The 26848-nt window shown below is 45.2% G+C and carries 19 protein-coding genes and 1 tRNA gene; 12 read left to right on the top strand and 8 right to left on the bottom strand.

Annotated elements, in window-relative coordinates; all coding sequences use genetic code 11:
* Positions 1 to 85 precede the first annotated feature (85 nt).
* Positions 86 to 526 carry an RpiB/LacA/LacB family sugar-phosphate isomerase gene (locus KTH89_RS04000; RefSeq protein WP_158342319.1) on the top strand — a complete coding sequence of 147 codons (441 nt, stop codon included), beginning with the start codon at positions 86 to 88 and terminating at the stop codon, positions 524 to 526.
* 23 nt (positions 527 to 549) lie between these two features.
* Here KTH89_RS04000 and KTH89_RS03995 read toward each other — a convergent pair whose 3' ends face one another.
* The 4 genes from KTH89_RS03995 to KTH89_RS03980 all read right to left on the bottom strand — a co-directional run bounded on the left by KTH89_RS03995 (position 550) and on the right by KTH89_RS03980 (position 4852).
* On the bottom strand, positions 550 to 1578 hold the full coding sequence (locus KTH89_RS03995; RefSeq protein ID WP_158342318.1) for a LacI family DNA-binding transcriptional regulator: 1029 nt from the start codon (positions 1576 to 1578) through the stop codon (positions 550 to 552).
* A 183-nt stretch (positions 1579 to 1761) separates the two neighbouring features.
* On the bottom strand, positions 1762 to 2961 hold the full coding sequence (locus KTH89_RS03990) for an amidohydrolase family protein (RefSeq protein ID WP_158342317.1): 1200 nt from the start codon (positions 2959 to 2961) through the stop codon (positions 1762 to 1764).
* Positions 2962 to 2994: 33 nt separating this feature from the next.
* A complete protein-coding gene (locus tag KTH89_RS03985) occupies positions 2995 to 3882 on the bottom strand; it encodes a carbohydrate ABC transporter permease (protein ID WP_158342316.1) in 888 nt (295 codons plus the stop codon).
* Between the two features lie 19 nt (positions 3883 to 3901).
* Complete coding sequence (locus KTH89_RS03980; protein WP_158342315.1) at positions 3902 to 4852, bottom strand: ABC transporter permease; 951 nt, start codon at positions 4850 to 4852, stop codon at positions 3902 to 3904.
* A gap of 239 nt (positions 4853 to 5091) precedes the next feature.
* Here KTH89_RS03980 and KTH89_RS03975 point away from each other — a divergent pair, with 239 nt between their 5' ends.
* From KTH89_RS03975 to KTH89_RS03940, 8 genes are all read left to right on the top strand, one after another.
* Entirely contained in the window at positions 5092 to 6771 is a 1680-nt protein-coding gene (locus KTH89_RS03975) for an extracellular solute-binding protein (RefSeq protein WP_238720701.1), read from the top strand.
* Positions 6772 to 6919: 148 nt separating this feature from the next.
* Positions 6920 to 9205, top strand: coding sequence for a helix-turn-helix domain-containing protein (locus KTH89_RS03970; RefSeq protein ID WP_158342313.1), 2286 nt, complete (start codon positions 6920 to 6922; stop codon positions 9203 to 9205).
* A 184-nt stretch (positions 9206 to 9389) separates the two neighbouring features.
* Complete coding sequence (locus KTH89_RS03965) at positions 9390 to 10256, top strand: class II fructose-bisphosphate aldolase (RefSeq protein ID WP_158342312.1); 867 nt, start codon at positions 9390 to 9392, stop codon at positions 10254 to 10256.
* Between the two features lie 28 nt (positions 10257 to 10284).
* Entirely contained in the window at positions 10285 to 11760 is a 1476-nt protein-coding gene (locus KTH89_RS03960; RefSeq protein WP_158342311.1) for a rhamnulokinase, read from the top strand.
* Positions 11761 to 11819: 59 nt separating this feature from the next.
* Positions 11820 to 13268 (top strand): L-fucose/L-arabinose isomerase family protein, encoded by a 1449-nt coding sequence (locus KTH89_RS03955; protein WP_158342310.1) that lies wholly within the window; start codon positions 11820 to 11822, stop codon positions 13266 to 13268.
* A gap of 1 nt (position 13269) precedes the next feature.
* A complete protein-coding gene (locus KTH89_RS03950; RefSeq protein WP_158342309.1) occupies positions 13270 to 15534 on the top strand; it encodes a glycoside hydrolase family 3 N-terminal domain-containing protein in 2265 nt (754 codons plus the stop codon).
* A gap of 25 nt (positions 15535 to 15559) precedes the next feature.
* Positions 15560 to 16276, top strand: coding sequence for a sulfite exporter TauE/SafE family protein (locus tag KTH89_RS03945; protein WP_158342308.1), 717 nt, complete (start codon positions 15560 to 15562; stop codon positions 16274 to 16276).
* Between the two features lie 32 nt (positions 16277 to 16308).
* Positions 16309 to 17817 (top strand): alpha-L-fucosidase, encoded by a 1509-nt coding sequence (locus tag KTH89_RS03940; RefSeq protein ID WP_238720700.1) that lies wholly within the window; start codon positions 16309 to 16311, stop codon positions 17815 to 17817.
* A gap of 221 nt (positions 17818 to 18038) precedes the next feature.
* On the opposite strand, the gene KTH89_RS03935 is transcribed toward KTH89_RS03940, so the two are convergent.
* The 3 genes from KTH89_RS03935 to KTH89_RS03925 form a co-directional block, all read right to left on the bottom strand.
* A complete protein-coding gene (locus KTH89_RS03935; protein ID WP_158342307.1) occupies positions 18039 to 18791 on the bottom strand; it encodes a hypothetical protein in 753 nt (250 codons plus the stop codon).
* 230 nt (positions 18792 to 19021) lie between these two features.
* Positions 19022 to 19109: transfer RNA gene (locus KTH89_RS03930), tRNA-Ser, on the bottom strand.
* Positions 19110 to 19224: 115 nt separating this feature from the next.
* Positions 19225 to 22638, bottom strand: a complete 3414-nt coding sequence (locus KTH89_RS03925) for a UvrD-helicase domain-containing protein (protein ID WP_158342306.1) — start codon at positions 22636 to 22638, stop codon at positions 19225 to 19227.
* 480 nt (positions 22639 to 23118) lie between these two features.
* Here KTH89_RS03925 and KTH89_RS03920 point away from each other — a divergent pair, with 480 nt between their 5' ends.
* Together KTH89_RS03920 and KTH89_RS03915 are read left to right on the top strand one after the other, a co-directional pair.
* Positions 23119 to 23697: a sigma-70 family RNA polymerase sigma factor gene (locus KTH89_RS03920; protein WP_158342305.1), complete on the top strand. Its 579-nt coding sequence runs from the start codon at positions 23119 to 23121 to the stop codon at positions 23695 to 23697.
* Complete coding sequence (locus KTH89_RS03915; RefSeq protein ID WP_238720699.1) at positions 23678 to 24700, top strand: DUF4179 domain-containing protein; 1023 nt, start codon at positions 23678 to 23680, stop codon at positions 24698 to 24700. The genes KTH89_RS03920 and KTH89_RS03915 overlap by 20 nt, the downstream gene beginning before the upstream one ends.
* A 98-nt stretch (positions 24701 to 24798) precedes the next feature.
* On the opposite strand, the gene KTH89_RS03910 is transcribed toward KTH89_RS03915, so the two are convergent.
* On the bottom strand, positions 24799 to 25503 hold the full coding sequence (locus tag KTH89_RS03910) for a helix-turn-helix domain-containing protein (protein WP_158342303.1): 705 nt from the start codon (positions 25501 to 25503) through the stop codon (positions 24799 to 24801).
* 219 nt (positions 25504 to 25722) lie between these two features.
* On the opposite strand from KTH89_RS03910, the gene KTH89_RS03905 reads away from it, so the two are divergent.
* Positions 25723 to 26799, top strand: a complete 1077-nt coding sequence (locus KTH89_RS03905; protein WP_158342302.1) for a 6-phosphofructokinase — start codon at positions 25723 to 25725, stop codon at positions 26797 to 26799.
* Positions 26800 to 26848 lie beyond the last annotated feature (49 nt).

Raw genomic sequence — 26848 nt, 5'->3', positions numbered from 1 at the left:
AGTATGGCAGGAAAAAGTGAAAATGGCTTTGGACGTTTTGAACGATGTTGAACGAGAGATTTGAAATAGAACGGAGGAAGGTATCATGAGAATCGCAATCGGATGTGATCCCAATGCGCGGACAGCAAAAGAAGAGCTGATGAAATTTATCAAAAGCAAAGGCCTGGGGGAGCTGATAGATTTTGGCAGTGAGGATACGGTGTATGCAAATGTTGCGATTAAGGTTGCTGAGGCAGTGGCATCGGGCGAGTGTGACAGAGGCATTCTGATCTGTGGAACGGGTATCGGCGTATGTCTGGCGGCTAATAAGGTAAAGGGGGCTTATGCAGCGCTGCTATCTGATATTTACTCCGCGAAGAGGGCGCGCCTGAGCAATAATGCCAATATTGCCTGTATGGGCGCCTTCACCATTGGAAGCAAGCTACGTGAGGAACTGGCAGAAGCCTTCCTGACCAACGAGTTCGTTCCGGGCTGCCCTTCCGAACCTAAAGTGAACGCTTATATGAACTACGATAAGACCAGATGATGTTTGTGGAGGAAAGGAAAAATTTACTTTGCAAGCGGGCGCAGATCCTTTACGCTTGCTCTCTCAACAATATGCATTCCGATCTGAGTGTGAATATGAGGATAGGCGCTCGTCAGATTCATCTTCAATACGGAGATCATCAAATCGACAACACAATCAATTGGCATACGAAACGTAGTTAGGGGAGGAAGGGAAATAGAACTTACAGCGATATCATCTACACCAATAATAGACACATCATCCGGAATCCTTAACCCAGCCTCATGTAACGCCTGCATTGCACCGAGGGCAATGATATCGTTACCGGCAAATACGGCTTTCGGGATGTGATTTCCCTCGCCGATATATTTTTTCATATCTCTGTATGCGCCGTCAATCGTTGGCGTGAGCTTGATAAATGGCTGAAATTCCAGATTATAAAATTTTAGTGCTTCCAGGAATCCCTTTTTTCGTTCTGACATGGAATAATCAGGCGAAGAACTTGTGATAAAGCCCACATCTCTATGGTTTCGTTCATACAAATAAGTAATTGCGTTAAAAGCCACATTCGCGTTATCGATGGAAAAGTTGTTGATATCCTTGAAAGCAGATCCATTGTCGAAAATCACCATGGGAATACCCTGTAGTTTGAGCGGCGTTAGTATGGTTAGGCATTCGTGGGCAAATTCATGTCCGATGAGAAATAACCCATCGGTAGGATTGTTTAGTATTTCAGTAAAGGTATCGTATACATTATCCTCATTACAGCTGGTGATGATCGTGGTAAACTTTTGCTTATGGCATTCATCGGCTAGAGCATCCATCAATGCACTGAAGAAATCTTCAAATAATTCACGCTCTCCGTTCCGCTGCGCCCGATATTTGATGATACGCAACTTAGCAACCGAACTTTCCTTCCGCGGCTTTAAAGTATAATTATATTGCTTTAAAAGAGAAAGAATTTTCTCTCGTGTCTCATCGCTGACTCCGGGCCGGTCGTTTAATACAACTGAAATAGCGGAGGGAGATACGCCTGCCAGTTTAGCAAGCTCTCTTACTGTAATCTTCCCCATACGGACCACCTCCTGGAAATTTTTATCATGAGATGATTATATCATAAATAATTAAAAAATCAATGAAAATGTTTACTATACAAAAAAATGTTTAGTATACAAATACATTGAGGGGTTTCCCCGGGGGCTTCGTATGCCCGCGGCTTAGGGGTTGGAACCGCGGGCGGCTAGCGCTGGAATACACTAAGTGAAATCGGAAAGCCGGTATAATTTTAAAGCATTTCCCATTAAGATCTGATGAATCAGAAGATCCGAGCGCGTAAAGTCCAAATATCCACTGATGATTTTTTCGTGTAATACTTCGCTTAGTATTTCAGCCAAAGCAATACAGGCACCATAGCTTTCCTCCGGCGTACTTGTGTCGCAACCCCATAATATGTGGTCTGCAGGGGCTATTTCAATTAATTCATGTAATGTACTTTTAGCTTTGGTGGGAGATAAAAGCGGCATCCAGCAGATATCGGCATATACATTGCGGTAATTATGAAGCAGTGCCGGAATATCTCCTGTCCATGGATAGCTGCCATGAAAAAGTACAAAGTTGGTTGCAGGATGCCTTTGTATTAATGAGAGGAGCTCTAGCGCGCGGGTATCTTTCAGACATCCCAGACCAGTATGCCATTGGAGTGGGACATCTAATTGTGCGGCCAGTCTGCAGGCCTGATTTATCATATAGTCTTGAAACGCTTTTACATCCTTTTCTGTATAGTTTTTATTGTCAAACACTTTGGATGCTTCATCAAACGTAGGATTATCCACGATCAGGGGACGGTCGTAAGCAACTGCGCATTTGAGAGCAACACATCCGGAAGCGATTTGATTACGTATCAGATCTTTAAAGAATTCTATGTATTCATGTAAACATGCAAATACTTTGTTGTGCAGAGTCCATGTATTGTGATGATCATGATTTGTAATATTTTTATCATATGCAAAAAGATAAGGATCAATTCTAAAAACGGGAGTGTATAACTGCCGTTTCTGATTATCAGAACCGGGGAGCCAGTAGGCGTCCAGGAGAGAAGTCTTATAGCGGCAACATTTTTTCAGGATTGATTCCTGCATACCCGGGACATTTCCTTCTCTTCTAATTATTGAATCGTAGAGCTCCCAATTTTCTGCTGTTAAAGGGTCATTGATTTTATAAATATCTTGAATCGCACGCATTAGATAAACAAAATATGACCGGCTTCCCTCATTCAGGATATAGAAGGAACGTTCTTCCTGTGTAGACAGTAAAGGCAGCCGGTGCCATGATAAGTAAGAACGCTCTATCAGAAACCGCAGACTTATTTCCTCGCTGACACTTTTAGGTTTAAAGTGTGAATGAGTATTGATCTTTTCTGCGGTGATAATTTTATTAAAGAGTAATTCATTTATCATATTTTTACCTTCTCTCTAATGAAACTAAGTATTTTAGCCCTTAACAGCACCAGTTAAAGCTCCTTTATTAAAATGTTTTGCAACAAAGGGATATACCACCATAAGCGGTACGCTGGATACAACGATAAGGGAATATTTCAGCAAGTCGGCTAACCCTTGCCTTGCCGCCAGCGCGGAAGGATCCATATTTTCGGTAGAATTTAGGATTAAAATTTCTCTTAGGAAAATCTGAAGCGGAAATTTGGATTCGTCGGTCAGGTATAGAAAAGCTTCGAAATAAGAATTCCAATGTACAACCGCATAATAGAGCGCTAATACGGCCAGAATCGATTTGGACAGCGGAAGCACAACGCCGGTTATAAAGCGAAAATAATTACATCCGTCTAACTGGCTGGCTTCGTATAATTCTTCCGGCACATTGTTTTCAAAGAAGTTTTTCGCTATTGTAAAATTAAAAATATTGATGGCAGTCGGCAGAAACATTACCCATCTGGTATTAATTAAAGATAAATTGCTGTTGAGCAGATAGGAGGGAATCAATCCGCCGCTGAAAATCATGGTAAAGGTAAATAAAAATGTGATCACTTTTCTGCCTTTCAAATCTTTTCTGGAAAGCGGATAGGCAGCCAGAACTGTCATAATCAGATTCACGCTGGTACCTGCTAATGTATAAAAAATTGTATTTGCATATCCGGTTAGTATCCCGTCATGTTGAAAGACAGCCTTATACCCTTCCAGTGAGAAATCCACGGGGAATAAAACTACTTTTCCGGTGGAAACTGCGTTAGGCGAACTAAACGAAGAGCTTATGATATAAATAATAGGATAGAGCACCACGATGAGTGCAATCAACAAAAATAAATCGTTAATGAAATAAAATATCTTATCTCTGCTGGAGACGTTAATTTTTTTCGCCTTCATTATATGAAATCCCCCTTTGTTAAAATAGACTTGTGTCGCTGAGCTTTTTGGAAATTTTGTTTACTGTTAGTATCAAAATCAGGTTAATTACGGAATTAAATAATCCAATCGCCGTAGCCATTGAGAAATCTGTAACAGCCGTGGCAAATCCTACATTATAAGTGAAGGTAGATATAATTTCCGAGGTGTCTTTGTTTAATTGGTTTTGAAGAAGAAAAGCTTTTTCAAAACCTATGTTCATGATCTGACCCGCATTTAATATTAACATGATCGACGCGGTTGGCAGTATGCAGCGAAAGTCTATATACCGGACTCTCTGGAATCTCGTAGCCCCATCGATCATGGCAGCCTCGTGCAGAGATTCATCGACGCCGGAAAGGGCGGCCAGATAAACTATGGTTCCCCAACCACAGGACTGCCATATACCGGACCATACATAGATATGAGGAAACATATTGGGATCAGCCATAAAATCTTTCGGGGTTCCCCCAAAAAAACGGATCATTTCATTAATAATACCCATTCTCGGTGACAGAAATTGGATTACGATACTGCACAATACCACCACTGAGATAAAGTAAGGCATATAAGTAAGTGTCTGGACGGTTTTACCAAACTTTTTTTTCCGGGTAGAGTTAAGAGCCAGAGCCAGAATAATGGGAAATGGAAAGCTGGCGATAAGCTGGTAAAAACTGACGGTGAGTGTGTTTCGGATTACTTTGCCAAACATGTAGTTATGAAAAAATTTGTCAAAGTTGGCGAAGCCAACCCAGTCGCTTCCCAGTATACCTTTGCTGATCTCATAATCCTTAAAGGCGATTAGTAATCCATACATCGGCCCGTATTTAAATAGAAGCAGCCAGGCAACGGGCAGCAAAAGCAGAATATAGAGTTGGTAATTTCTTTTGAAATTTTTCTTAAATGGTTCTTTGACTCTTTTTAAAGGTAATGTCTTAGTCTTATTAATCATGCTGATCGCTCTCCTTCTTTTGATGATTTTATGGTAGCATTCATACATACCGGAGGATAGTTTATATTTAATGCCAATGATGGAATTTGATCTTCAACAGGTTGAATTTTCATAACTTCTGTCTGATTTAGGGGATATCACTTTGACAGTCCGTGATCTGAAAATTTATACTTAAGATGTTCAACCGCGGGAACAATGTAACTACTTACGGAACATGAATGACAAAAGGAGAGGGTCAAATGTTGTTAAAAAAATCAATATCCCTGCTGGTGGCAGGTGTTGTGACGCTATCGCTTATAACGGGGTGTGGCACAAAAAACGAGGAAGTCAGTGAACAGAAAGAGGGAACGGCGCAGACAGAGGCGGTTTCTGTGTCGGAACAGGGAGTTTTGCCTATTGTAGATGAACCGATTGAATTGACGGTAATGGTTGCTCAGAATCCTGCAGTGACTGATTATGTAGATAATAAACTTACCAAATATATGGAAGAAAAGACAAACATAAAGATTAACTGGGAAGTCATACCGTCCAATGATATTGGACAGAAAATCAGTCTGCTGCTGGCAAGCGGAAAAGATCTTCCGGACATTTTTTTTGGGTGTATCACGAATGATATGATTACTCAGTACAGCAGTCAGAACGTATTTCTGCCTATGAATCCTTATCTGGATACACAGCTTGGAAATTTTAAAAATTCTCTTTCCAGGCTGAGCTATGCAGAGGATCTTTTGACCGCACCGGACGGGAATATATATGGTTTTCCAACTTTATCTGATTTCCTGCACAGTAAAGTTTCCAATAAAATGTGGGTCAATACCCAATGGCTGGAAGCTGTAGGCCGGGAGGTGCCGACTACCACAGACGAATTCAGGGATATGCTTATTGATTTCAAGGAAAAGGATCCCAATGGTAATCAGCAGGCCGACGAAATTCCTCTGGTTGGATGTATTAATGATTACAACGGAGGAGATGGATGGAACACAGATCCGGAAACGTTTTTGATCAATTCATTTATCCAGTATAATCCGGTATCTCCATATAATATTGATGACGAAGGCAAAGTGATTGCATCTTTTGCCCAGCCTGAATTCCGTGAAGCTTTAAAATATATCAATGGCCTGGTTGATGAAGGACTGATCGATGCTACGAGTTACACCCAAGACAACTCTCAGTTAAAGCAATTGATCGAATCAGACACTGCGGTTGTGGGGGCTTTTCCGGTGGGAGCGATAGCTACCGTTACGATTATGGAGGGAGAAAGGTCGAAAGAATATGACTGCATCGCGCCTTTGACCGGACCGGAAGGAGTTCAACTGGCAGCTTACGGCCCTTATAATGATTTTAAAGGAAAGAATCTGGCCGTAGTAAGTTCCTCTTGTAAGAACCCCGAAGCTGCTTTTAAATGGCTGGATTATTTTTACAGTGAAGATATTTCACTCAGAGCAAGATACGGGGAGGAGAATGTCGATTGGGTCGCTCCGCCGGAGGGGACTCTCGGGCTGAATGGAGAAGAGGCGATAATCCGTCCGATCCTCAAATATGGTGAGCAGCAAAATTGCCACTATCAGAATATACTGTATGATATCAGCGACCTGGTTCCCCGGGTGGAACGCTCCGAGGATCCCAGAGAGTCAGAGCGCTATCTATATGAAAAAAGCATAGAGCTGTATATGCCTTATGTGCCTGAGATTAATAATACAATGCCCCCTTATCTTTACACGGAAGATGATGCGAAAGCGATGAGTACAGTAAACAGTGTACTGAATTCCTATATGAACGAAAGCAGGGTAAAGTTTATTACCGGGGTATTGGATATAGAAGATGATGCAACATGGGAAAACTATCTGTCGGAACTGGAAAAAATCGGTTTGCAGCAGGTAATAGATATTATGCAGGCACGGGTGGACAGCGCCAAATAACAATCTGATATAACCGCACGAGGGTAATTAACAGGAGCACTTTCAAGCGCGCCTGTGATTACCAGCGTGCGGCTTGTCGTCTTAGAGAATGAAAGTTTGATTTTATATATGGAAATTAGTCTATAGTGAAGCGGCTTGGAGGCGGGGTATGAAAAGGCAATTTATTGATCGTAAAATTTTTTTAAAGTTTTTGATGACTTATCTGATTCTGATTACTGTCTTCTTCGGTATTTTCGGCATGTTTTTTAGCAAAAATATTATGGAGGAGGAGAAAAAAGCATTCCAGGAGGCTGATGATACCATCACAAAACAGAAGCAATTTCTTGACGAGCAGATCCTTCAGACCTCGAATATTCTTTACTGGCTTTACAATAGTACGGAAATCAGCCGATTGGAGATTTTGGAAAAACCGTATACGCCAAATGATCTTATTGAAATGGAAAAATGCCGCAGGCAATTCGGGACGCTCACTCACAATCTGACTGCATTTCGGGAATTATCCATATATTTTAAGAATCTGGAATTATTTATAGGAACCAAAAGTGTCGGCGTCAATCCGGAAATTTACTATAATGCAAAGGATATTTCAGCATCGACAAAGTATCAGAAATGGAAAGAAAATATCCGGGAATTAAAGGACCCTGTGCTGATAGCGGATTCGGAAAACGGAAACGCTACCGGGGCCTTTACGCTAATTCAGAAGATTCCTGAAAGTATGATGAAGAATAATGCGTTTCTGATCTCGAAGATTGAAAAGGAAAAAATCTTTGAGTTATTGGAAACAGACCGTTATTATCCAGGCAGTTATGCCTATGTACTGGATCAGCATGGTGAGATTTTGGGCTATGCAGTTTCTGAGGAATTGGGCGGAAAAAAAGTAACAAAAGAGCAGATGACAGAATGGATTGCAAAAGATGACCGCCAGAATGGAAGTCATACATTTAGTACCCAGTCGGATTATCTGGGAATTACTTATTATTGGACCGTGATGGACTCAGTTTTGCTGAAGAATTCTTTGCATGTCAAACAGCTTCTTTTTCTTACGTATGGTATTTTGCTGACGGTTTTCATACTGACTGCATTTTTGTTTACCTATCGGTTGACCAGACCGATTAACCTGCTGGTTGAGCGTATCAGCAACCGAAAATCCAAAGGGGTTACCCGGGATGGCGACCAATATCAATTCCTGGAAGACGTATTTGACAACATGCTTGATGAGAATACGAAGCTGGTTCAGGAGAGGCAGGAATATCAGGATGCATTGATACGGAACTTTTTCGTGAAACTGCTGAACGGAATCTATATATCAGAAGTCGAGATATGCTCCGCCAAGGATCATGTTCCGTTTATATTTGCATCGGAATGCTATATAGTTGCTCTTTTGAGGCTGATGGAGTTCGACATTATAGAGAAGGAAGGGGAATGTAAAAGCGGAGTTCCCTTCTATAGTATGAACAAGGTTTGCGCTGTATTAGATGAGAATATGTATGCGTATAAGACGGACTTTGACAAGTTTGCAGTTATCTTTTGCATGAACACAGAGGAGTGCAGGGATATCGTAGAAGAGAAAATCCGGCAGATCCAGAAGATTATATTGGAGGAGGATCATCTGCAAACTCTGTGTACGGTAGGAAAATCTATGGATATTTGTGACAGGATTTATATTTCTTACCAAAATGCCCTCCATATTATGGAGAATGAAAGTATAGGGGAAATCCAGTGTGAGAGATCGATCGTATGGTATAAAGATGTTCAGGAAAAATATCAGAGTTATTATTATCCAATTGTTGAGGAACAGCGGATTATGAATTTTATTTCTGCGGGAAAGATTGAAGAGAGCAGAGAACTGATTCATCAGCTATTTGAAGAAAATTATGTGCAGCGGCACCTGGAAAAGAGGGAAAAGAAATATTTTATCCGGAGCTTATGTACTACATTTCTGCGTTTCAGCAGACAGGTTTCCTTACAGGAGAACTCCACGGATGAATACGTGGAACGGATGATAGAGCTGATCAATAATACCCAGTTTGATCAAGTGGACGAAATGATGTTTTTCCGGATTATAAACTACTATAGCATCCGCTTTAATAACCGAAAAAATGAAAAACAGGAACAGTTATGTCAAAGTATATTGCAGCGCATTGAAGAAAATTACCATAATCCGGAATTCAGTCTCCAGTTTCTTGCAGATGAGATGAAATTTACGGAGAATTATCTTTCCATCGTATTTAAGCAGGGAACCGGAGAGAATATTTCATTTTATATAGAAAAGATGAGGATGAAAGAGGCGGGGCATCTTTTGGTAAATACGGACATGCTGATCAAAGATATAGCGGACCAGGTGGGATACTATAATCTGAATACTTTTTACAAAGCATATAAACGTATCTACGGGGTGACCCCATCCCAGTACCGGAACCTTCATAAGAATTGATACTGAACTTATGAACCAATGTGTTTGAGCGGTAAGTGAGTGGAATATATAGAACGCAGGTGGAAATTAGCCGGATTTTGGATGATAATCATGGTTCTTACACTTTATCCACTAAATATAGACTTTTCATAGTTTTTTGAGCTTGCTATACTCCGTACTATCAAATGGACAGGAGGAAGGCAGATTGATTGTTAATCCAAGAGAATTAATGGAAGATGCGCAGCGCAACAATTATGCGGTTGCGGGTATAAACGCAACAACGCTGGAAGGGATTCAGGCGGTATTAAGTGCAGCGGAGGAATTAGGAGCGCCTGTTATACTAAGCCATGCGCAGGTGCATGAAAAGTATGCGCCAATTGACGTGTTTGGTCCGCTGCTGGCTGCTTTTGCAGAGAAGGCTAAGATTCCGGTGGTTTTGCATCTGGACCACGGAACCCAGTATTCTTATATTTTAAAAGCAATCCGCTATGGATTCAATTCCATCATGTATGATTGTGCACATCTTCCGCTGGAAGAAAATATTCAAAGGGTTAAGGCGTTTACAGAATCCGCACATGAGATCGGAATCAGTGTGGAGGCAGAGGTGGGAACAATGCCCAGCAATATAGTAGGGATGGGAGGCTGCACAGAGTACGGTAAAAAAATCGACCGCATAGAAGACTACTTTACGGATCCGGACATAGCGGGAAGATTCTGCCGTGAGACGAAGATAGACATGCTCACGGCATCCTTCGGAACCGTACACGGTTTCTACATAGAAAAACCGGTGCTGGACTTTGAAAGACTCAGGAAAATCAAAGAAGCTTCTGGGATCCCACTGGTTATGCACGGGACTACCGGTGTAGAGGAAGAACAGATAAAAAGGGCTGTAAAGGGAGGAGTAAGAAAATTTAACTACTTTACAGGAGTGGCAACTTCAGCGTCGCTGCCGATAGAAAATAAAATAAGAAACGCAGAAGGCCCCCTGTATTATCATGAGATTGCGCAGTGCGCCGCAGATGTGATGAAGGTTCAGGCAAAGCATATGATCGCTCTGTTGCAAAGTGTATAAAAAAGAATGGATAGATGAGGTGGAAGGATTGAAGAACAAAGGTGTACTGGCTTTTGACATTGGGGCCTCCTCCGGGCGTGCTGTGCTGGGGTTGTTTGATCAAGGCAGTATCAGGCTGAAAGAAATTCACAGATTCCAGAACACGCCGGTAGAAGTAAGAGGCGTTCTTTACTGGGATATTCTCAGCCTCTTTCATGAGATTAAGAATGGCATTCGGATGGCTCAGTCAGAAGGTACAATTGTAAGTCTTGGAATTGATACATGGGGACTGGACTTTGGGCTGCTGGATAAGCAGGGCAGACTTCTGGAAAACCCAATACATTACCGTGACAGCAGAACAGGAGGGATGAAAGAGGCTGGCGATGGATTGCTGGGGAATTCCGTCTCTTTGTATAAGACGACGGGAATCCAGTTTCTGGAGAACAATACGGTCTATCAGCTGCTGTCTCTCGTGCTGGAACGGCCGGATTTCCTGGAAAATGCAGAAACATTGTTGATGATTCCTGATCTTTTGGAATATATGCTGACGAATAACATACATGCGGAATACTCCGCAGCTATGACGACGCAATTGGTAAACACACATACGGGTATGTGGTCGGAAAGGATCTTGGACAAATTGGGGATCCCGGCCAGGCTTTTCCCGCCAATTATACCGTCCGGAAGTATAGCCGGAAAGTTGAGTCCAATGGTACAAAAAGAACTGGGTGTGGATGAAATTACAGTGATGGCGGTAGCTTCCCATGATTCTCAGAGCGCGGTTCTCGCAGTACCTGCCGGGGAAAAGGAATTTATTTTTATTAGTTGCGGGACCTGGTCTTTTATAGGTACAGAACTGGATGCTCCGGTTATCTCCCGGAAGGCGGAGCTATATAACATGACGAACGAGCGCGGATATAAGGAAAAGGTTACATTTGCGACCAATATTACGGGACTGTGGGTACTGCAGGAATGCCGAAGACAATGGGAAAAAGAAGGTTCTTGTTTCAGTTATGAACAATTGGAGGAAATGGGTACAAAAGCAGTGTCTGCCGGATGTTTTATAGATACAGATCACGAATGTTTCACCGGAGTGGGAGATATGCCGGAAAATGTGAGGGAATATTGTGCCCGGACTAATCAGTCCGTGCCCGGGACGCCTGGAGAATTTATCCGATGCATCTATGAAAGTTTGGCTATGAAGTACCGGCTGGCGATCGAACGTATTAGTGAATGTACCGGTAATCATTATTCGTGTATCTATGTGGTAGGAGGCGGTTCTAAGAGCGGCCTGTTATGCCAGCTGACGGCCGATATATGTAAAACGCGTGTCATATCGGGTCCGGCCGAGGCCACAGCCATGGGAAATGTATTGCTTCAGCTTATGGCGTCCAAAGAGATCAAAGATATAGAGGAAGGCAGGGCAATCATAAGAAATACTCAGGATGTAAGGATATTCGATCCGGATACGCTAAAGGATTGGGAACTGGAATATAAGAAATTTATCCAAACCATGCCGGCGTGAACTGGGAAAAGTAATAAACAGTAAGCAAAACAGGAAATTGGAAAAGAAAGGGGATTACTATGAACAAAAACAAAATCGTGTTGGGAGTGGCATCAACCAGAAGAGAAGTATTTTCACGGGAAGAAGCTATTCGTTATAAGAACCTGGTATTAGATAAATTAAAGGATTTTGATGTCAAAGTGATTGATATTGAGGATATCAACGAGGAGGGGCTGCTGTTCGAGGAAGCTCATGTGGAGGAGATCGTAAAAAAATTTGTTCAGGCTGGTGTGGATGGCGTGTTTTTCCCGCACACCAATTTTGGTACGGAATATCTCGTTGCCAGAGTGGCCAAACAGGTTGGAAAACCGGTATTGATCTGGGGGCCCCGGGATGATGCGCCGCTGGAAAATGGTGTCAGAAGCCGGGATACCCAATGCGGCCTGTTTGCTACAGGTAAAGTGCTGCGGAGGTTTCATGTACCATTTACCTATCTTGTGAACGTAACAATGCAAGATCCGCAGTTTGACAAGGGAATATCAGATTTTCTGTCGGTGTGCGCGGTAGTAAAGGCATTTCGCAGTACCCGAATTCTGCAGATATCCACCAGGCCTTCCTCTTTTTGGACGATGATCGTCAATGAGGGGGAGCTTCTGGAAAAATTCGGGATAGAGGTGGTACCGGTCAGCATGTCTGAACTGATCAGCCAGGTCAAACAGGAGAAAGAGATGAAAAGCGACCGTTATAATGAAGCGGTTGAAAAGCTCCGGAAGATTGACTGTTCGGTATTTGAGAAGACGGACGGCTTAGAGACCATGGCGGCCTTGAACAGCGTTATCAGGCAGTACTGCTCACGGCTTGGATGTAATGCGGTCTGCATACAGTGCTGGACACAGATGCAGGAAGAGATCGGGATCATGCCATGCCTTTCCAACGGCCTTCTCTGCGAGGAAGGTATTCCGGCTGTCTGTGAAACAGATATCCATGGAGCCATATCAGCCATCATGATACAGGAAGCGCTTCTGCAAACCTCCCCGATCTTTTTTGCAGATCTGACAGTGAGACACCCGTATAATGAGAATGCCGAGCTTTTATGGCATTGCGGGAATTTCCCGCCTTCTCTGGCAAAGAAACCGGAGGAAGCCATTGCAGACAAACATTTTGTGTTCCCCACACATAAGCCGGGCACCGGTAATTGGGAACTGAAGAAAGGTGATATTACCGTTTGCAGATTCGACGGAGACAATGGAAAATATTCCCTCTTTCTGGGGGAAGGAAAGGCGGTGGACGGTCCGCATACGCTGGGTACCTATGTGTGGCTGGAAGTTCCGGACTGGAAGGCATGGGAACATAAACTGGTGACCGGACCATATGTACATCATTGTGCCTGCGGGTATGGGAAGGTATCGTCCATATTATACGAGGCATGCAAATATATTCCGGGTCTAACGCCGGATCCTGCAACACCGGATGAGGAAGAGATCAAATACGAACTGATTCATGGGGCGGCACAGCAGGAGGACATTTGATATGGAAATCTATAAAGACAGTACGCAGCCGGTTCAGGACCGGGTAGAAGATTTATTGAAAAGGATGACGCTGCGGGAAAAAGTGGGTCAATTGAACCAAACTATATATGGTTGGGAAGGATATATAAAAAAGGGCACCGGATTCGAATTGACAGATACCTTTCGGAAAGAAGTGGCCTTTGGTGACGGAGTAGGCGCCATATATGCCCCGTTCCGGGCGGATGGATGGAATATAAAGGATTTTCCGGGGGTAACGGCCAAAGAAAGCGCCATGGTCGTTAATCTGTTTCAGAAATATCTGATAGAGAATACAAGACTTGGGATACCGGCATTGATCAGTGAGGAATGCCCTCACGGACATGAAGCTCTGGAAGGAACTTCCATACCGGTAAATGTAGGAATAGGCAGTACATTTAACCCAGCGCTGTATCAGGAAGCGGCAAAAGGTGTCGCAGCACAGATAAGAATCAGAGGATGTACACTTGGCCTGGTATCCTGTCTGGATATTTTACAGGAACCCAGATGGGGGAGATCGGAGGAATCTTTTGGAGAAGATCCCTACCTGGCGGCCCGTATGTGTGAAAATGCAGTATGGGGATTTCAGGGAGAACAGTTGGAGGATCTGAAAAATAATAATAAGATAGTAGCTGTATTAAAGCATTTATGTGGATTTGGAGCTCCGATTGGAGCTCATAGCGGAATCTGCAGCAATATCGGAGAACGGGAGATGCGCGAAATTCATCTTCCGGGTATGAAAGCCGGGGTACGGGCGGGGGCTCTCGCATGCATGGCGGCGTATAACGATATTGACGGCGTCCCCTGCCATATGAATGCGAAGCTGTTAAAAGATATCATACGTAATGAATACGGTTTTCAGGGAATCGTCATGTCCGACGGATGTGCGATAGATATGTTGGAGGAACAGTACGGCGGCTATGAAAATGCGGGAGCCGCATCTTTAAGTGCCGGTGTAGATCTGAATCTGTGGAACCAATCATTCCTAAAATTACAAGAAGCGGTTGAAAATAAAAAAGTGCGGGAGGAAGATATCGATCAAGCTGTGCGGCATATTCTGTATGTAAAATTTATTCTGGGGCTGTTTGAAAACCCTTATGCACAGGAAGAACTGGTGGATCAGGTCATCCATGACAGGCGCATGAAAGAAATTAATTTGCAATTGGCAGAGGAATCAGCCGTGCTGCTGGAAAATAAGAATCAGCTGTTGCCGCTTGGCAAAGATATTGGAACCATTGCGGTGATTGGGCCGAATGCCCATAGTATCTATAATATGCTGGGTGATTTTACATCCTGGAAAAAAGAAGAAGATGTATATACAATACTGGATGGAATTCGTGAGGTTTTCAGCAATTCCCAAATCTTGTATGAAAAAGGATGCGGGATCAGAAACGAAGCCCGGGACGGATTTGCCGCTGCGGTCAAGGCGGCAGAAAAGGCAGATGTAGTAATTCTGGCATTGGGCGGCAGCAGTGCCAGAAATCCGGAAGTGGTTTATGGAAAGAACGGCGCTGCGGAAATCGTGCGTTATAACACAGAAGTGGATACCGGAGAAGGCAGAGATATCGCGGAGCTGAATATAGGCGCCGTACAGAGGGAACTGGCGGAAGAAATATTTAAAATTGGTAAACCGGTTATTGTGTTAAACATCAGCGGACGTCCCTTTTCCCTGGATTGGGCAAAACAGGCCGATGCACTTCTTCAGGTCTGGTATCCCGGAGAGATGGGCGGGTTGGCCATTGCAAAGATTCTCAGCGGCGAGACCTGTCCAAGCGGACGTCTGAGCGTATCCATACCCAGAAGCTCAGGACAGTTACCTGTGTATTACAACCATAAAGGCCACAGGAATTTTACCGATATGTCCCCGGAACCGGCATATCCTTTCGGATACGGACTGAGCTATACCACATTTTCCTACACGAAACTGACAGCCGGGAATATAAGCCGGGCGGAGCTTCAAAATGGGGGCCGGATCCGTGTGTCCGTGGATGTAACCAATACCGGAACTGTCGCAGGCAAAGAGACCGTGCTTTTGTTTGTAAGAGACCTGCAGTCCTGTGTGACAAGAAGAGTAAAGGAATTGAAAGGATTTGATAAAATCGATCTGATGCCGGGGGAGACCAAAACCGTGAGTTTGTTCCTTGGAGAGGAAGAGCTTTCCATCTGGGATCTCAATATGAATTTTGTGGTTGAACCGGGGGAACTTCTTCTTATGGTGGGCACGGAAGAGATCAAGGTGGTTATCGAGTAAAATATAGGAACAGAGGAGAGAGGCTTTGACCATAGTATATATTTTTCTGACGGCTGTCTTATCGGCTACAGCCCAGTCGGTGACCGGTTTCGGATATGGAGTGGTTTCCATGGCGGCTCTGCCCCTGGTAATGTCCCCTGTCAGTGCGGTAGCCATATCAGGCCTGATCGGGAATGTCCAGTCTGTATATCTGTCACTGAAAAGCCGAAGACATATAAATTTTAGAATTATGTTAATCCCACTGATATCCTCTGTGATTAGTGCGTGGATTACGATTCGAATAGTAGTCAGACAGCCTGATGAGTTGATGAAGAAAGTGCTGGGCGTATTTCTGATCGGAATGGCCTTGTATTTACTATTTTTAAACAACCGTATTAAAATCAGAGCTAACGTAAAAACAGGGCTGATATCCGGTATTGTGAGCGGAGTGGCAAATGGACTGTTTGGTATGGGCGGTCCGGTGACAGTAATGTATATGATGGCGGCCACGAAAGATAAGGAGGAGTATTTGTCGACTACCCAGTGCCTGTTTCTGTTATCCGGTATTTTTACTACGATAGCCAGACTCTTTAGCGGAGTATTTACCGTACAGGTATGGAAATATAGTGCATTGTCCATTCTTGGCATGTTGATTGGTTTAGTATTAGGAAATTATATCTTTAAGAAGATCACACAGAAACAGTTAAATTTCTTTGTTTACGGATTTATGATGTGCATGGGCCTTATCATCATAGTCACATAATTTGCCCCAAATAAGAAAGGAATTCTAAGCGTATGATCAACGAGAAATATTATCATGTGATGAAAGACTATCAGAAAAAAATTCAGGAGGTGATTGAACGAGGGCCATACAAGGATAACTGGGAATCGCTGTCCGGTTACAAGGTACCGGATTGGCTGGAAAAATCTAAATTCGGGATTTTTATCCACTGGGGAATTTACAGTGTACCCGCATATGGAGACGAGTGGTATCCAACCTGGATGTATCAGGAAGGACGACCTGAATATGAGCATCATATAAAGACTTATGGACCACATAAGAATTTTGGGTACAAGGATTTTATTCCGTTGTTTCGGGGGGAAAAATTCAGCGCCAAAGAATGGGTTGAGCTATTCAAAAAAGCAGGAGCCAAATATGTTATGCCGGTAGCCGAGCATCACGATGGGTTTCAGATGTATGAAAGTAATCTGTCGAATTTTAATTCTGTGGAAATGGGACCGTGCAGAGATGTGCTGAAAGAATTAAAAGAGGAATTGGAGCAAAATGATATGGTGTTTACTGTGTCCAGCCACAGGATGGAACACCTCTGGTATTTTGGTGGAGGACTGGCTTTTGATTCGGATGTCAGAGATGAGCGTAATAATATGTTGTATGGGGGCTGCTATGGACCTTGTTTGCCTTTCCTTGAAGACCGGGGAAGCCTGGATGCGGTAACGCTAGACAATCCGGATTTTATGGAAGACTGGTTGGCAAGAACCTGTGAACTCGTAGACCGATATCATCCCCGGTCTGTCTATTTTGACTGGTGGATCGAAAGTGCGTGTGCAAAACCATATTTGAAAAAATTCGCTGCCTATTATTATAATCGTGCTCTGGAATGGGGAATCGAAGTTGCGATTCATTCAAAATATGATTCGTATGTACACAGCTCCTCTGTGTTTGATATAGAGAGGGGACAATTGAATAGTATTTATCCAAGAACCTGGCAGACGGACACCGCAATTGCAAAAAAATCCTGGGGGTATACGGTCGACAATGAATACAAGGAGGCAAGAGAAATTATTTGTGATCTGGTGGACATTGTAAGTAAAAATGGCTGTATGTTACTCAATGTCGGTCCAAAGGCGGACGGCACCATCACGGAAGAAGAGACGCAGGTGCTGCTGGAAATCGGGAGATGGCTTGAAGTCAATGGGGAAGGCATATACAATTCCACTTACTGGAAGATATTTGGGGAAGGACCGACGCAAATCTTACAGGGAACCTCCACGGATGATAAACGTTCCGCATTCACATGTGAGGATATTCGTTATACCTACCGTGCCGGATATCTATATGCTTTCGTAATGCAGGCGCCGGAAAACGGCGAGGTGATACGACTTCGCAATTTGAAAAAATATAAATATACGGATAATGCCTATCAGGGGCTCATCGAGCAGATAGACTTGTTAGGATTTGATAATCCGTTTGAAGTGGAGAGACTGGATGAGTTTATGGAGATCAGGATTCAGGGAAAACCGGATACGAATTGCCCGATCTGTTTCCGGTTTAAACTGCTGTAAATTGGTTTTATGTTCGCCGGAGCTCAGCAAAGGTTAACATCAACAGTGGGGAGCGGCTTTAGGGCTGCTCCTTTTCATTTGGAATACGAAACAGCGCCCCATAAAGGTAGGTACACTATCCGGGAATTCAAAAGGATTGCTCTAAAAAAATGCATCCCGGACAGAATATATAATTTGAAGTTGGCGAAGCCAAAGGCCAGCCGGCAGAGTTTGCCGGAATTTTAAATTAACAAAGTATCTAACTGGGATTCCTCTAACAATTTTTCATATAAATCTTCAATTGATTCATATATTTTATCTGAAGTAATTATATATTCACGAGTTATAATAATTCTATTTTCTTTCGTTTCATTAAGAAAATTAAGAATTAAAGCTCCCTGTAATGAAATAGCTTCTTTAGTTATATCGATAGGATAATCAAACCATCGATTACTTGCATAACACCATTTAAGAATTGCTTCTGTGTCTAAGCCTTGTTCCCATGATTTTATTTTATATGGATTATCAATTGGACTCAATTCCACTCTTTCTATACTACGGGCCTGAAAACATGCCGATATAAAAGATATCAGCTTAGGATCTGCTTCATAGTATTTTTTGCCATCAAACATATATTTGTCAGACAATTTGTAAATTACAGTTTGTTTGTCATTATTATAACCGCGTACCTCATATAGCCATACATTGTTCACAGGGGCGGAAATTATATCCCCCTTTTTTTGAAGAAGCTCGAATTCTTGTTGATAATCTGGTAATAATATTGACGTTTGTAAAATAATAGCACTTGAGTCATCGTATTGTCTATCAGAATATAGAGATATTCTAAATTCGTTTGGGATGGTTGACGAATCGGATAAATTATGAAGATTTTCAGTTTCTCTGTCAACAAGACTATCGTTTTCAACAAGCGGTGTATTACAGCCTGCTAAAGCAAGTATTAAGAAACATAATATGATCAAAACATTTAACTTCATAATATCATCTCCTAAGTATTATCTATAAATATTTTATAATATTTGGAAGTGCGTGTAAAGTTGTCTGATGGACAAGGATAGTGCTATTTATAAATGCTGAAGGAATAACATTTGAATAATTTCTATAAAGAACAACTAAGAGAGCGAGAAAAATGAAATATAGTCTTGGTTTATCAAGTACTAAAAAAATAAAAAGCTATCGATTTAATCGAAAGCTTTCTATTGCATAGCGGAGACGGTGGGATTCGAACCCACGTACCGGTTGCCCGATAACCGCATTTCGAGTGCGGCGCGTTACAGCCACTTCGCTACGTCTCCCCGGTGTGCCATCCGGTCACATCGCCCATTATAACATAATTGTAATAAGAAAAAAAGTATTAATTTTGAAAAAGAAACCCGAATTATTCCGATGGTTATACTTGTTCCAAGGATATCATAAATCAAAGAGACTCAACTGCTCCATAGCATTCCCATCTTTTCTTTTATGGACATCCCCTTTTTCTACGCAGCCCTCCGGAATATCCTCCAGAAACTCGGATGGCTCCCGGGAAGTCAGTATAATCAGCTCTTCCCTGGCCCGCGTCATCCCCACATAGAACAGCCGCCGTTCTTCATCCGGATCGGCCGGATGTGTGACGGACTCATAGGGCAGACAGCCCTTTTTCACTCCGCACAGGAAGACCACCGGGAATTCCAGCCCTTTCGAGCCGTGCAGAGTCATCAACGTAACCGCGCCGGAAGCATAAACTTTATCCGCGCTTCTTTGCAGATCCCCTTCCTGGCCCAGTAACAAAGTTTGAAGAAACTCAGGCATATCCTTGTGAAGCACGGCCATATTCAGCAGACGGCGAAGCGGCTCCGACATACCGATCTCATTGGCCTCCAGCCACTTATCGATCAATGAAGCCGGTTTTTCCCTTCGGACGGTGGGAAGGAAAAGCCGGACCATCTGCCAGCAGGAGGCCAGCTCCAGCGCGGGCGACAGCTGGCTGTCCAGTTTCCGCAGCTGTCTGGCGTCTAATTCCTTTACCTGGTTCTGCCTCAGAACATCCAAAAACTCCCCGATTAATCCGTCATCATAATTCCATACATTTTTTAGACAGATTTTCACGGAAGCCTCATCCTCCGGGTTTAACAGAAACCGGAAGAAAGCCAGGACGCCGCGTACGGTTTCATCCGCCAGAAAATCATCCCGGCCCGTTACCACATAGGGAATCCCTTCTTTGCGCAGACAGCTTTCCAGCACCTTTGCCTGCCGGTGGGTGCGGTAGAGGATGGCGATGTCCTGGAAACTGCGGGGCTTATCCGTATGGATGGCATACTGCTGGGCATCCAGCATATCGATCCCGCCCGTCATGCGGTTGATCTCTTTGGCAATAAAGATACCCTCGGACAGATCGCTTTCCGCTGTCAGCAGACTGACCGGGATACCGGAGGGCTGCTGCGCGATTAAGATCCGGTTTTCTCCCGGATTCCGGTTGATTACGGGCAGCGCACAGGAAAGAATCTCAGGAGCGGACCGGTAATTCCTGGTCAGCCGGATATCCCGGACATGGGCAAATTGTTCTTTTAACAAATGAAAACATTCGGCGTTCGAGCCGCGGAATCCGTAGATGGACTGGTCGGGATCCCCTATGACGAACAGGCTCTCATGTCCTTTGGCCCAGGCTCTTACCAGCTGATATTGAATATTGTTAATGTCCTGGTACTCGTCTACGAGCAGATAGGAAAAAGAAAGCAAAGCCTGTTCCATATCCGGGTCGGATATCTGATTATCCGGATTGCCGCCTGCGTCTATCATTTTAAGCACCTGCAAAAGCAGATCATCAAAGTCCATCAGCCCTTCCCGTTCCAGCTGTTCCTGATAGAGTGCGATTGTGTTGTCTGGCAATATATGTTCAGAGGCCAGGCCATTTTTCAGGCGGGAGATCTCCTGTACCAGCTGAGCCGGGCGCAGTTTCAGGCCGGTCTGGCGGATGACCTGCTCCGCGGCATCCCGGCACTGGTATTCATCCGCCAGCACGACTTCCCTCTTCCGGCTCTTCAGAAGGTTCAGACATATGGAGTGGAACGTACCGATCGTCATGGGGCGCACCGCCCGTTTGCCGCCCAGTTCTTTTTCCAGCCTGGTGCGCATTTCAGCGGCGGCTTTGTTGGTAAAGGTCACAGCCGTGATACGGGAGGGGTCCACCTGCTGTTCCTTTACGAGCCAGGCGATTCGGGAAACCAATGTTTTGGTCTTGCCGGTACCGGGGCCTGCGATTACAGCTACCACAGGGTCGGCTGCGGTTACGGCGTCATATTGCTCCTGGTTTAAGCCGTCAGGGAACTTGGGAAGGGCGGCAGAGGATTCACTTTTTTTGGCCTCTGCTGCTAACAAGGATCCTTTTATACCGGTCGCTCTCATGCCTGATGCCTCTTCGTTTCCGGTTGATCTATCTACCGATCCTTCTGTAACGGACATATTATTCTCGGGCCCTTCGCTTAGTCTTGGACGGCCAGAAGCCGCTATTATCCCGCTGCCCTCGTTGTCCGAAGCCTGGGATGCAGCTGTCTCAGCCGCCGGCTCCATATAATTCTCAAACAGGCTGATCTGCCCGTATAATTCATCGATCTCATCCTTGTTTACGATCATGACCGTTCCATACTCGCCGTCATATCCGGGAATCCGTGTCACATCGCCGGAGCGCAGCCTTTTGATCCCCTCTTCCACACAAGGCCCCGCCGCCCGCCGGATATCCTCCAGCGGGATATCCCGGAGTATGGAAAATTCAGATCCCAGCTTCCCAAGCATACTCTCGTACTCAGCGGCCACCTTAGCGCTTCCTGAAGATTTTCCCGTGGAGGCGGCGATCACCTCTGTCAGCGGAACGAGACTTTCATAGTGCCTGCCGTTTTCGGATACAAAGCCTTCCTCCCGGTCGGCCAGTTCCTCCACCCTGTGCAGGACGCCTATGGTGATTTTTTTGCCGCAGACCGGACATTTCCCGCCGTATGCCGCTGTCTCGGACGGATTTAGTGAGAGATTGCATTTCCGGTGTCCGTCCAGATGATATTTCCCTTCTTCCGGAAAGAATTCCAACGTACCGGCCAGCCCCTGTCCCTGCTGGATGGCCCGTGACAAATGGGTATAGCCAAGTTCCGTATCCAGCAGATTGGCCTCCCGCCCCAGTTTGCCGGGAGAATGGGCGTCGGAATTAGAGACCAGCTGATAGCCGTCCAGAGCGGAGACTCTCCAGTTCATCGGAGGATCGGAAGACAATCCGGTCTCCAGCGCGTGAATATGCGGGGTCAGATCCTCAAAACATTCCTCGATGGTATCGAAGCCGGAAAATGCGCCGAACAGGGAAAAATGCGGTGTCCAGATATGGGCCGGTATGAAAATGGCCTCCGGGCAGATATCCAGCGTGATTTCCAGAAGATCCCGGCTGTCTAATCCAAGGATGGGCCTGCCGTCGGAGTGGATATTGCCGACAGTCTCAAGCTTACAGGACAGCGCTTCCGCAGCCTCCAGCCCCGGCAGCAGAATCAGGTTATGGACCTTCCTGGTTTTGCCGTTCTTTTTATAGATAGAACTGATCTCGCCGGATATCACGAACCGGGGCTTCTTCTCACCGGAAGTAATCTCATCGCTGATCCGGTATTCTTCCTTTAATACGTAAAGTCCGTCTTCGGCCGGTTCCAGTTTGGCATTTAACTGCGCCCTCCAGGCCGGATGTGTGAAATCGCCGGTTCCCAGCAGGTCGATGCCTTTGCGCCGGCTCCACAGATCCAGAGCCTCCGGTTCACAATCCCGGCTGGTAGCCCGGGAATATTTTGAATGAATATGAAGATCCGCTATGTACATAATTTCCTCCAGAGCCGCATGAACTGCGGCATAAATTCAGGTATAATGTAATTATTTCCTCCAGGGCCGCAAGAACTGCGGCATAAATTCAGGTATGGTGTAAAATTGGTAATTAATCCCATTATACTCCAGAATCCGACAAAGTGTCCAGAATACTTGTCTTCTCTGATCTCCTCAGATTATCCTCAGATTCATCACCGGTCCGCCCATGACAACAGATCGCAACCGACCATATCAGGTCAGCCACACCTCGCTACTTGTTTTACAAGATGCACATAAACGGCCAACAAGCATCCATTAAGTATTCATTACCAGAATAAACAACATCCCCCCAAAACAAATTTAAGAAAAAGCAGTCCATAAAATTTAAAAATCTTTAAAAAATATTTGCTAAAATGATAGAAATCAGTACCACACGACCGAAGTATATAGTGTAACGAAACATTTGTAAGCTTACAAACCGCATCAGGAGTATTCATTATGAAAATAAACCAGGAAAACTTTGTGAAAGAGCTGAGACGGGGCAATGAAAAAGCGCTGCTGTACGTGATTGACGAATACGGCGGACTGCTCCGCTCAGTCATTCGAAGGCATCTGTTCGCCCTGCCGGACCGGCAGGAAGAGTGTATGAACGACGTGCTGCTGGGCATCTGGAATTACAGCCGGGACTTCGACGAGTCCAGGAATACCTTTCAAAACTGGGCGGCCGGAGTAGCCCGGTACAAATCCATCGACTATCTGCGAAAATACAAGCGGGAGCTGGAACAGCTAAGCTGGGAAGAGGTGGTTATCTCCGCAGAAGACGAAAAACTCTCAGCCGCCGTGGAACAGGAACTATCGGAAGAGGTTGGCCGGATGTTAGACTGCCTGAATGAAACCGATAAAAAGTTATTTTTAGACATCTACGGGGAAGACATGGATATCGAACAGGTCAGCCGGAATACCGGCATGAAAAAAGAAGTAATCTACAACCGATTATCCAGAGGAAAAAAGAAAATACGCCAATTATTCAGCCGAAATGGAAAGGAGAAGTCCGCATATGAAACCCAACATCTATGAACTTCTAAATAATATAGAAACCGACTGTCAAGCTTATGACTCCGCCCCTTTGCCGAAAGCGGAAGCCGACGGTTATAAACGGCAATTCCGCAGCCGGACCCAAACCGGGCGTCAAGGATTCCCGGGCAGAGGACTCGCTGTGGCCGCCTGTATCGCCGTCTGCCTTCTGGCCCTGGGCACAGGACCCTTCCGCACGGAAGTCCGCGCCGCTGCCAAAACATTAACGTACAACATCGGGGAACTGCTTGGGACCAATGAGAATCTTACCCCTTACGAAAACATCGTAAATTATTCGGTTACCAACGCAGATGTAACGATTACCCTCAACTCCGTGATCCTGGAGGATGATGTCCTGTACGTATCTACCACAGAGACCAAAGAGCCCCAATCGGATCTGAACATGGAAGAAGTATCCCTCCTGGGCAGTCTCTTCGTCAACGGAAAATACATCGAAAATTCGAGCAGCGGCGTCTTAGAGCCGTCGGAAGATGGAAATGGGCGGGAATCCCTGATCGGCTATAACCTGGGACGCCATTTTAAAAAAGAAGATATGGACGTGGAGCTGATTCTGGAGGATGCCTCCCATACCCTGGACGGCAATTGGAAATTCGAATTCCACGCGAATGGGGAACAGCTCTCCGAACAAACCCAGGAAATCGCTACCGATATTCATTACAGCCTTCCGGACGGAACCCAGGTCGACCTGACCGCCTACACTTCAAGTCCCATAGGCCAGAAAATATATTATAAAACAGCCGGTTCCAGTGACTATGACATGAAGCTGGAAGGAACCGACGATCTCGGCAACCCGGTGTCCTTCTATGTATCACACGCCACAAAATCCGAAGGACGTTTCAACATAGACCGGCTCACGGGCCTGATTTCTCCGGATGCCGGCGCCTTAACCCTTACGCCCTATATATCTCCAAGCCCCAAAAAGAGCGGCCGCACAGAAAGCAGCTGGCAGCAAGCGGGGGAAGCCTTTACCATAGGCCTGAAATAACAGCACCATGCGGCGTTTTGCAGCCGGCAATAGGTCCATAAAATGAAAATCCGAACACATTCTCCGGATCGGGGATGTGTTCGGATTCGTCTTTTTCGCTATTCCTCACTATTGTTTGCTTCATGCAGGAGCATCGGATCGTAAAGTACATTATATAAATTGTCCGTAACAATTACCTGACCGCCTCCAAAATGAAGTTCAAAATACAGGTGCCCCATCAAACTGTCACGGTGCAGCGAATCCGCAGAAAGTAACAGCGCAGATTCTCCGTCGGCAGGAGCTTTCACCTCTAACAATTCTGTTTGATCCGCGGTTTCGGATCCAGACGGAGTGAAGAACATTTTCACGGTTTCCGGAGTATCCCCGGTCCATTGAATTAGAATGCTTTCGATCCCCGCCATGTTGTACCACAACGCTTCCGGAAATACTTCTTCCTGTATCCCATCATAAAAGTGAATACTGAGTAAAGCCGGTTCGGAAGAATCCAAATCGGATTCCGTCCCTGTGTTCAAGGGAAACAAACGGTATACCAATAGAACCAGCAAAACCGCGGCAAGTCCCCATCCCGCTACGCATAGAATCCGCTGCCATTTTGATACTCCGGTTTCCGCAGCTTCGGCGGCTTCCGGTACATCTAAAGGAAGGACCTGATACAATAATCTTCTGTTCGCTCCCGTGGGTACCGAGAGATCGCTTTCCCATTTGGATACGGCCTGCCGGCTGACTCCAATCTGTTCGGCAAGCTCCTCCTGGGAAAGATTTTTTTCTTCCCGTTTCTGTTTAATCTGTTCACCTAATGTCATTTAATCCTCCACCTCTCATTGGCATAAGCCCATTTTACATGCAACCTTAGTTGCGGACAACCAATTTTGCGCAACTTCCCGGTTGCATTTCTTATATACGGACCTGCCGGGCCTCTCCACTTTAGCCCTTTACGATCCCAGGCAAATAATATATAATAAATGAGGACAAGTTACAGGATGCACCAAACAATATAAATCTAAAAGATAGGGTGTGAGTCAATGAAAAAGAGAATTGGTATGTTAACCAGCGGCGGTGACTGCCAGGCGTTGAACGCGGCCATGCGGGGAGTAGTCAAGGGGCTGTGCAGCAACCTGGACGATGTGGAAATTTTTGGTTTTGACGACGGATATAAAGGACTGATTTACAGTAAATACAGAATGCTTGGATCTTCGGATTTCTCCGGTATCCTTACCAGAGGAGGAACGATTCTGGGCAGCTCCCGCCAGCCGTTTAAACTGATGCGTGTGCCGGATGAGAACGGGCTGGACAAAGTGGAGGGAATGAAACACACCTATTACAAATTAGGGCTGGACTGCCTGGTCATACTGGGCGGAAACGGCACCCATAAGACGGCGAACCTGCTCCGGGAGGAAGGCTTGAACATAGTAACCCTTCCCAAAACCATCGACAACGACCTGTGGGGCACCGACATGACGTTCGGATTCACCAGCGCGGTCAACATAGCCACGGACGCCATCGATTGTATCCACACCACGGCAGCTTCCCACGGACGGGTATTCATCGTGGAAGTCATGGGCCATAAGGTCGGCTGGCTGACCTTACATTCCGGTATCGCGGGCGGCGCGGACATCATTCTGCTGCCGGAGATCCCCTATGATATCAAGAAGGTGGTCAATGCCATCGAGGCAAGGAATAAAGCCGGAAAGAGATTTACAATCCTGGCTGTGGCGGAAGGCGCTATTTCCGAGGAGGATGCCAAATTATCCAAGAAAGAATTCCGGGAGAAGCAGAAGAAGAACAAATACCCTTCCGTGTCCTATGAGATCGCCGCGAAGATAGAGGAGGCCACAGGCTCAGAGGTCAGAATTACCGTTCCCGGACACACCCAGAGGGGCGGAAGCCCATGTCCTTATGACAGGGTACTGGCCACCAGGCTGGGATCGGCAGCGGCCAAGCTGATCATGAATGAAGACTACGGCTATATGGTCGGCATGGTAAATGGAGAAACAAAGAAAGTCCCGCTGCAGGAAGTAGCCGGCAAGCTGAAAATGGTGGATCCCCAGTCGTCTATTATCAAGGAAGCGAAAAGAATCGGAATCAGCTTCGGCGACTGACCGGCGGGTTAAGACCGGAAGCAGAATGCCGATGGCAGAAGGTCGACAG

Origin of the sequence: Diplocloster agilis (assembly GCF_019042275.1) — a bacterium.
Lineage (GTDB): Bacteria > Bacillota > Clostridia > Lachnospirales > Lachnospiraceae > Diplocloster > Diplocloster agilis.
The sequence above is the reverse complement of the archived record's forward strand: the minus strand, read 5'-3'. Positions and strand labels throughout refer to the sequence as shown.

Excerpts from the sequence above, each read along its gene's own strand:
- KTH89_RS03950 (WP_158342309.1), top strand. The coding sequence starts at position 13,270 with ATGGAAATCTATAAAGACAGTACGCAGCCGGTTCAGGACCGGGTAGAA.
- KTH89_RS03915 (WP_238720699.1), top strand. The coding sequence starts at position 23,678 with ATGAAACCCAACATCTATGAACTTCTAAATAATATAGAAACCGACTGT.
- KTH89_RS03990 (WP_158342317.1), bottom strand. The coding sequence starts at position 2,961 with ATGATAAATGAATTACTCTTTAATAAAATTATCACCGCAGAAAAGATC.
- KTH89_RS03995 (WP_158342318.1), bottom strand. The coding sequence starts at position 1,578 with ATGGGGAAGATTACAGTAAGAGAGCTTGCTAAACTGGCAGGCGTATCT.
- KTH89_RS03980 (WP_158342315.1), bottom strand. The coding sequence starts at position 4,852 with ATGATTAATAAGACTAAGACATTACCTTTAAAAAGAGTCAAAGAACCA.
- KTH89_RS04000 (WP_158342319.1), top strand. The coding sequence starts at position 86 with ATGAGAATCGCAATCGGATGTGATCCCAATGCGCGGACAGCAAAAGAA.
- KTH89_RS03955 (WP_158342310.1), top strand. The coding sequence starts at position 11,820 with ATGAACAAAAACAAAATCGTGTTGGGAGTGGCATCAACCAGAAGAGAA.
- KTH89_RS03925 (WP_158342306.1), bottom strand. The coding sequence starts at position 22,638 with ATGTACATAGCGGATCTTCATATTCATTCAAAATATTCCCGGGCTACC.
- KTH89_RS03940 (WP_238720700.1), top strand. The coding sequence starts at position 16,309 with ATGATCAACGAGAAATATTATCATGTGATGAAAGACTATCAGAAAAAA.
- KTH89_RS03920 (WP_158342305.1), top strand. The coding sequence starts at position 23,119 with ATGAAAATAAACCAGGAAAACTTTGTGAAAGAGCTGAGACGGGGCAAT.
- KTH89_RS03975 (WP_238720701.1), top strand. The coding sequence starts at position 5,092 with ATGTTGTTAAAAAAATCAATATCCCTGCTGGTGGCAGGTGTTGTGACG.
- KTH89_RS03970 (WP_158342313.1), top strand. The coding sequence starts at position 6,920 with ATGAAAAGGCAATTTATTGATCGTAAAATTTTTTTAAAGTTTTTGATG.
- KTH89_RS03985 (WP_158342316.1), bottom strand. The coding sequence starts at position 3,882 with ATGAAGGCGAAAAAAATTAACGTCTCCAGCAGAGATAAGATATTTTAT.
- KTH89_RS03935 (WP_158342307.1), bottom strand. The coding sequence starts at position 18,791 with ATGAAGTTAAATGTTTTGATCATATTATGTTTCTTAATACTTGCTTTA.
- KTH89_RS03905 (WP_158342302.1), top strand. The coding sequence starts at position 25,723 with ATGAAAAAGAGAATTGGTATGTTAACCAGCGGCGGTGACTGCCAGGCG.
- KTH89_RS03910 (WP_158342303.1), bottom strand. The coding sequence starts at position 25,503 with ATGACATTAGGTGAACAGATTAAACAGAAACGGGAAGAAAAAAATCTT.